The following is a 5,744-nucleotide window of genomic DNA, read 5'->3' as shown; positions in this document are numbered from 1 at the left end:
ACGTAGGAATAGCCTGCCAGCGCGGCGACGCCCTCCTGGATGCGCGCGCCGCCGGCATCATAGAGCCCGATGATCGGCGCCCTCGCCTTCATCGCCATGTCCTGGAGCTTTGTGATCTTCAGCGCATGCGTCTCGGACAGCGAGCCGCCGAACACCGTAAAGTCCTTGGCAAAGACGAACGTCTTGCGGCCGTTCACGGTGCCCCAGCCGGTGACGACGCCGTCGCCCGGCACTTTGGTCTTCTCCATGCCGAACTCGGTCGAGCGGTGCTCGACGAACATGTCGAACTCCTCGAACGAGCCCTTGTCGAGCAGGAGCTCGATGCGCTCGCGGGCGGTCAATTTGCCGCGGGCATGCTGGGCCTCGATCCGCTTCTCGCCGCCGCCGAGCTTGGCGCTGGCGCGCCGGTCCTCGAGGGTATCCAGGATGTCCTTCATCAGCCTTGGTCCGTCCTTGATCTCTGCCAAATCCTCAGGCTTCTAACAGGCCATTTTCGAGCCGGAAAGCGCCTTCGGCGGCCATTGGCGCCCGGGAAGGCGCCCAGACACCGACCAGCGAGGACGCTGCCCATGCGCGAAATTATCCTAGGCGACGGCACCGGCATGGCTGCCGGCGGCGTCAGGAATCTGCTTCGGGTCGAGGGCCTCGTGCTGTTCTCGACCATGCTGGTGGCCTATGAGACCGTCGGCGGCTCGTGGTCGCTGTTCGCGCTGTTGTTCCTGCTGCCGGACATCAGCTTTGCCGCCTATGCGGCCGGTCCCCGCATCGGCGGCGTGGTCTACAACATCGCGCATTCGACGATCGGGCCGATCATGTTCGCTGCGTTCGGGCATGCGCATGGCATGCCGCTGTTGCGCGCGATCGGCATCATCTGGCTCGCGCATGTCGGTCTCGATCGCGCGCTCGGCTACGGGCTGAAATACGCGACCGGCTTCGCCTTCACCCATCTCGGCCGCATCGGCTGGAATTCGACTTGAGGAACCTGCCTCAGCGAAGCCGGCCCGACAGCCGCATCACGAACACCAGCACCTCGGCGACCGCCTTGTAGAGCTCCTCCGGAATTTCCTCGCCGAGTTCGACATTGGAGAGCGCCCCGGCGAGCACCTCATTCTCCTCGATCGGCACGTCGTGGGCTTTCGCGACCTCGATGATCTTGGCGCCGATCGCGCCCTTGCCCTTGGCGACCACGGTCGGGGCGCCGCCCTTGCGGCTGCGGTCGTAATGCAGCGCGACCGCGAGCTGGGTCTTGTTGTCACCGCTCACAGCGCGCGGTCCAGGAAGTGGCCGGCCCGGGTGGGCGCCGGCTGCGGCGGCATGCCGTCGCGGATCACGATGTCGCCAGGTTGGAGCGCGGCCGCGCTCAGCGCCTGGCTGAGCTCAGATGCGCCGGCGCGAAGCTGTGCCGCCGTCGCCGGCCGCTCCGCCCACATCCGCACCGAGGTGCGCTCGCCGCTCAAGGTGATCAGCGCATGCACGGGACCGGCCGGCTCGACATCGAGCGAGAACCGCGCCCGCCACACTTGTTTCGCGGCCTTCAGCTCGTTGCCGCCTCCGCCGTCGCGCGAGATCTCGAATTGCGCCATCGCGGTGCCTTGCGCCGTCGCGAACGGAATCTCGAAATTCCAGCGCGGCGCGTTCGCGTCGGCTGGGTTGGGCATGGCCGGATCGGCGCGATCCGGCAAGGATGCGACCTGCAGCAGGGTCTGGCGCGCCAGCGCGGCGTCGGTGTCGTCGAGCAGGCGATGCACGATGGTGCCAAGCGGCGCGTCGGGCGGCAGCGCGGAAAGCTCGATCGGCTGCGCCACCGGCAGGCCGCCGCGCAGCGGTGGTGGCGGCGTGGTCGTATGCACGGCCGTCTCCGCGCTGCGGCCGTCCGGCAGCGCCACGGTGAGCGTCGCGACGTTGCCGGGCACGCGCGGGAGCCGCTGCAACGCCTCCTGCATCAGGGTCAGCACCGCGCCCGTGGTCGCGGCCTTCGGCTCGGTATTCGATAGCGCCTCGTTGAGCAGGAGTGCGCCAGGATTGGTCGGTGCATCCTGCCCGGCGAGCGGGGAACGCGGCTGCGGCGACACCGCGTCGGAAAGCGCGTCCTCCACCGCCAACGTCGGCGCCAGCACGGGCGAAGCCGCGGCGACCGCGGGCCTGCTACTGCTCGCAGGCGTCAAGGTGGCGACCGATGGCGCCGGCGAATCTTCACCGGCCGCGACGGTTGCCAGCAATGCCTGACGCAGGACGATCAAGGCCGCCTTGAGATCGGGAACACCGGTCGAGGGCAGCGCCGAGCCCGAGGCCAGGGAAGCCTCCAGCAGCAGGCCGGATCTCTGGAACGCGTTCTGGATGTCGCCGCCGGTGAGGCCGGCATCGAGCGGTGTCTGCTGCGCCAGCACCTGGAGCACCGCTCGTTGCAACGGCTGCGGCAAGCGGTCGGAGGCGGCCACGGCATTCAGATCGGCAAACAGCGGCGCGAGGCTCTGCTGATGGGCCGCGGCGTCTTCAGAGGCGGCCGAGATCGCGACCCGCTGGGGCGGTGTCAGCGGGTCGTTGTCGGGCACGATTGCGCTCGCAACGTTGGCTGCCGTATTCGCCGAAAGGCTCGTAGCGAGGCCTGCCGTATCAGCCGTCGCGGCGCCGGCGCCCTGCCCCACCACCGCCAGGCGAAAGCCGGTCGGCGTCTGCGACACCGCAAGCTGCAGTTGCTGGCCCACCTGCAAGGGAATTTCGGAAAGCACGTCGATCGAGAGATTGGCGATCGCGATCTGCACCAGGTTGTCGGCGACCTTCAGAACCTCGGCACTGACCACCGCCCCAGGCTGCAGCACGAGGCCGGAGGCAGCGCCGCCCACGCCCTGCGCGGGGATGATCGGAAGGCTCGGGTTGACTGTCAGCGCCATCGCTGGAGCCTACCCTAGCGCCGTAAACCTGCCGTTAACCCGCGCGCCCCTTCAGCGCCGCGAGGATATGGCTGGCGGCGTCGAAATCGATCCGCCGCGCGGCGCGCCGGCTCGTCGCCTCCTCGTCCTCCCCCCATTGCTCGGCGTTCCAGTCCTCGTCGACATGGGCGGCGCGCCAGACCTGCTCGGCGTCGCGCACGCCATGCAGCAGCGCGAGCGCCAGCAACGCCGAGCCGGTGAGCGTGGTCACCACATGGGCGGCCGCGACCAGCCAGGGATCATCGGGCAGCGCCCCACGCGCGGCGGCCACGGCGCCCTCCGGCTGGCCGACATGCCGGATGCCTTCGGACAGGATGAAATGCGCGCCGAGCGCGTCCCTGGCCCAGGCCAGCACCGGATCCCAATGCTCGGTCTCGCGCGCGACCAGCGCCGCGGGATGTCCGGCGCGATAGAACAGAAGATCGGAGGCGAGGTATTTGGCGACGTCGTCGCGGACCTGCCCGGTGCGATCGACCACGGCCTCAACCACGCTGTTGGCAAACCGCGTCAACGGCATGGTCAGCGGATCGATCGTCTCCCGCTGCGCCGCCCATTCCGCCGCCGCGGCCTCCGCCAGCTCACGGCTCGGCAGCGTGACGATGCGGCCCGAAGGTGTCCGGATCGGCTTGCCGTCGAGCGTGACCGCAAAGCCGCCATCGGCCTCGGCGACGCCGGCCGCGACATAGAATCGCTTGCGCCGGGGCGTGCGCGCGGACCGCCGCGCCGCCTCCTGCGGATCGAGCGGGGACTGGCCCGCCATCTCGTCGAATAGTTCACGCATGGGGTAGATTTGCTTCGGTTCGTCGCATCATTCAAGCTTCGTGGATGTGATATGGGGAGGCCGGTCAAAGCGAGCCCCTCGCGGTGCGGAACCTGGCAGCGATACCTTTCCTGATTGCCTGTCTCGGCGCGACGCCGGCCGAAGCCGGCTTCCGCTCGCCGGAATCGCTGGTCCGCAATGTCTATGCCTATTACGGCAACGGCGCGCCGGAATTGTCGAAGGGGCTCCCACACGACAAGGCAGTCGCGAGGCAGTTCTTCGAGCCGAGCCTGGTGGCGGCCTGGACCGCGCCACGCAGCGAGCCCTACGACTTCCTGGTGCAGAGCCAGAGCTGGCGTCTCGGCGCGATCTCGATGTCGATCCTGCGCCGGCAGTTCGACAAGACCTATGTCGCCGTGACCTTCGACAATGGCGGCCGCGCGGTGACGCTGAACTTCATCCTGGCGCGCTATCCCGACGGCTGGGTGATCACGGACGTCGAGAGCCCGCACGATTCGCTTCGGATGTTTCTCGACCAGTTCAGGAATTGATTTCGCCTGATCGGATCATGCAACCCACGACATTTTGTCATGGAACGCGGGCGTTGCAATTCCCGCACTGCATCATATGATGTCCGTCATGTGAAATCTGCCGAGATCATTCTGGGAGCTCGCCATGGCCGCCACCTTCGATCCCGTCGTCATCCTGTCCGCCGCCCGCACGCCGCTCGGCCGCTTCATGGGGGAGCTTACGCCGCTGAGCGCCCACAAGCTCGGGGCGCACGTGATCTCGGCGGCGCTGACGCGGGCGAAGCTCGCCCCTGAGCGGATCGACGAGGTCTTCATGGGCAACGTGCTGCCGGCCGGACAGGGCCAGGCCCCGGCCCGCCAGGCCGCCCGCGGCGCCGGCCTGCCGGACGCGACCGGCGCCACCACCGTCAACAAGGTCTGCGGCTCCGGCATGAAGGCGACCATGCTGGGGCATGACATCATCCGCGCCGGCTCGGCGGAGATCGTCGTCTCCGGCGGCATGGAGAGCATGAGCAACGCGCCCTATTTGCTCGCCAAGGCGCGGGGCGGCTATCGCGCCGGGCACGACCGCATCCTCGACCACATGATACTGGACGGCCTCGAGGATGCCTACGAGACCGGCCGCTCGATGGGCGATTTCGGCGAGGCGACCGCCGAAGCCTATCAGTTCACGCGCAGGGACCAGGACGTCTATGCCGTCGAAACGCTGACGCGGGCACGCAAGGCGGTCGAGGGCGGCGCCTTCAAGGCGGAGATCGCGCCGATCACGCTGACCGAGAAGGCAGGTCCCCGCATCATCGCCAATGATGAGCATCCGCTAAAGGTCGATCCGGCGAAAATCCCCGCGCTCAAGCCGGCATTCCGGGCCAATGGCACGATCACGCCGGCGGCTTCCTCGGCCAATGCCGACGGCGCGGCAGCGCTGGTTCTCGGCAAGCGCTCGCTGGCCGATCGCGACGGCCTGCCCGTGCTCGCCGAGATCAAGGGCCACGCCACCCACAGCCAGGAGCCGCAATGGTTCACCACCGCACCGATCCCGGCGATCCGCAAGCTGCTCGACAAGGTCGGCTGGAGCGTCGGTGATGTCGATCTGTTCGAGATCAACGAGGCTTTCGCCGTGGTCGCGATGGCGGCGCAGAAGGACCTCGGCATCCCCAGGGAGAAGCTCAACATCAATGGCGGCGCCTGCGCGCTCGGCCATCCGATCGGCGCGACCGGCGCGCGGTTGATCGTTACGCTCTTGCACGCGCTCGAGGCGCAGAATCTCAAGCGCGGTATCGCCGCGCTCTGCATCGGCGGCGGCGAGGCCACCGCGATTGCGGTAGAACGCGTCGCTCACTGACCAGACGTCCGAAAATGAGGGAAGTCCGCCATTTCTGCCTTGGCTTCGGTGTGGCAGGGTGGCGGGCTCGTGCGGTTCACCTGTCTTCAATCTGAACTTCCTGAGGTGTCATGATCTCGAACTGGCTCGCGTCGGCGCTCGCCCGCCGCAATATCCACTATGGCTGGGTGATGGTCGGGGTG

Annotated in this window: 7 protein-coding genes; 3 read left to right on the top strand and 4 right to left on the bottom strand. The window is 68.0% G+C overall.

The window, feature by feature from the left end; genetic code table 11:
• A partial coding sequence (locus JOY90_RS31590; protein WP_291695012.1) for a carboxyl transferase domain-containing protein occupies positions 1 to 437 on the bottom strand: 437 nt, incomplete at its 3' end.
• Between the two features lie 132 nt (positions 438 to 569).
• Here JOY90_RS31590 and JOY90_RS31585 point away from each other — a divergent pair.
• Positions 570 to 977 carry a DUF4260 domain-containing protein gene (locus JOY90_RS31585; protein ID WP_291695011.1) on the top strand — a complete coding sequence of 136 codons (408 nt, stop codon included), beginning with the start codon at positions 570 to 572 and terminating at the stop codon, positions 975 to 977.
• A gap of 10 nt (positions 978 to 987) precedes the next feature.
• On the opposite strand, the gene JOY90_RS31580 is transcribed toward JOY90_RS31585, so the two are convergent.
• From JOY90_RS31580 to JOY90_RS31570, 3 genes are read right to left on the bottom strand one after another with little or no spacing between them, the layout of a single operon-like run.
• Positions 988 to 1,263 carry an EscU/YscU/HrcU family type III secretion system export apparatus switch protein gene (locus JOY90_RS31580; RefSeq protein WP_291695010.1) on the bottom strand — a complete coding sequence of 92 codons (276 nt, stop codon included), beginning with the start codon at positions 1,261 to 1,263 and terminating at the stop codon, positions 988 to 990.
• Complete coding sequence (locus JOY90_RS31575; protein ID WP_291695009.1) at positions 1,260 to 2,891, bottom strand: flagellar hook-length control protein FliK; 1,632 nt, start codon at positions 2,889 to 2,891, stop codon at positions 1,260 to 1,262. The genes JOY90_RS31580 and JOY90_RS31575 overlap by 4 nt, the downstream gene beginning before the upstream one ends.
• A gap of 34 nt (positions 2,892 to 2,925) precedes the next feature.
• Entirely contained in the window at positions 2,926 to 3,711 is a 786-nt protein-coding gene (locus JOY90_RS31570; protein WP_291695008.1) for an ATP12 family chaperone protein, read from the bottom strand.
• A gap of 83 nt (positions 3,712 to 3,794) precedes the next feature.
• Between JOY90_RS31570 and JOY90_RS31565 the strand changes: the two genes are divergently transcribed.
• Both JOY90_RS31565 and JOY90_RS31560 read left to right on the top strand, forming a co-directional pair.
• Positions 3,795 to 4,241, top strand: a complete 447-nt coding sequence (locus JOY90_RS31565; protein ID WP_291695007.1) for a hypothetical protein — start codon at positions 3,795 to 3,797, stop codon at positions 4,239 to 4,241.
• Between the two features lie 124 nt (positions 4,242 to 4,365).
• Complete coding sequence (locus JOY90_RS31560; protein WP_291695006.1) at positions 4,366 to 5,562, top strand: acetyl-CoA C-acyltransferase; 1,197 nt, start codon at positions 4,366 to 4,368, stop codon at positions 5,560 to 5,562.
• The last annotated feature ends 182 nt before the right edge of the window (positions 5,563 to 5,744 follow it).

This window comes from Bradyrhizobium sp. (assembly GCF_019242285.1).
Taxonomy (GTDB): Bacteria; Pseudomonadota; Alphaproteobacteria; order Rhizobiales; family Xanthobacteraceae; genus Bradyrhizobium.
This window is presented reverse-complemented; position numbering and strand designations above follow the sequence as displayed.

Excerpts from the sequence above, each read along its gene's own strand:
- JOY90_RS31560 (WP_291695006.1), top strand. The coding sequence starts at position 4,366 with ATGGCCGCCACCTTCGATCCCGTCGTCATCCTGTCCGCCGCCCGCACG.
- JOY90_RS31570 (WP_291695008.1), bottom strand. The coding sequence starts at position 3,711 with ATGCGTGAACTATTCGACGAGATGGCGGGCCAGTCCCCGCTCGATCCG.
- JOY90_RS31575 (WP_291695009.1), bottom strand. The coding sequence starts at position 2,891 with ATGGCGCTGACAGTCAACCCGAGCCTTCCGATCATCCCCGCGCAGGGC.
- JOY90_RS31585 (WP_291695011.1), top strand. The coding sequence starts at position 570 with ATGCGCGAAATTATCCTAGGCGACGGCACCGGCATGGCTGCCGGCGGC.